Annotated in this window: 1 protein-coding gene; it reads right to left on the bottom strand. The window is 55.0% G+C overall.

Annotated elements, in window-relative coordinates:
* A partial coding sequence (locus tag AC0L25_RS32425; protein ID WP_473599185.1) for an MmgE/PrpD family protein occupies positions 1-794 on the bottom strand: 794 nt, incomplete at its 3' end.
* Positions 795-812: the final 18 nt, after the last annotated feature.

An 812-nucleotide genomic window follows, 5' to 3' on the forward strand; every position in this document is an offset into this window, starting at 1 on the left:
AAGCTAATGAAGGCGTTCACATAGTCGCGGCCGAGTTTGTTCATAAGCAAATCAAGGTTATAAGCTGGTTCGAAGGCCTTGTAGAAACCATACTTCCCAAAGAACGGCTCCCGCGGGCCGTTGAAGCCCACCATAGCTGATAGGGCTGACTCAACACCGGAGCGAGCCCGCAATCCCTGCTGGAGCGCCACGGTATGGGCACTTTCTTCATACATCTGAAATTCGCCAGCGGAGTGGGCGTAAGCGATACCGAACGCATTGCGCGTCTTCTCTTCGTCGAGCCGCAGCAACTTTGCACTAACTGCCGTGGCGCCCCAGACAGCGACCATGTTGTCGCGGCCTGTATCTATGGCGTTGGTTGTGATGCTTCGCGCTAAACGGATGTGCAGATCAATAGCCGTCGCGAGGGCGGACAGCAATTCGCTTCCGCTAATGGAGGGGTCACGTTGAGCAAGTGCCAGCGCTGGCGCCACATCATATGCGCTTGCGTGGCAACCGTTGATACCAATCTCATATGTCTCATCAAAATCAAGTGCTCTGGCTGTAGTCGCATTAACAAGTGCCGCCAAGCTGGAGGGAAGCTTCTCTCCGGAAATCCAAACGGTGCATTCTGGCTTGCCACCCGACAATGCGCCCAGTTGGCGAGCGAACTGCGCAATAGGATCATTCGATCCGCCGATCGCGCACGCAATCGTGTCGAGGATCGAGAGCTTCGCACGTTCGATCGCCGTCACAGGGATCATCTCCAAACTCGAATTGACAACGTGCCTGATGATTTGCGTCGTCACATCCATTGCCCAATCTCCATGCGA

The sequence above is a fragment of the Mesorhizobium sp. WSM4813 genome, from assembly GCF_055811555.1.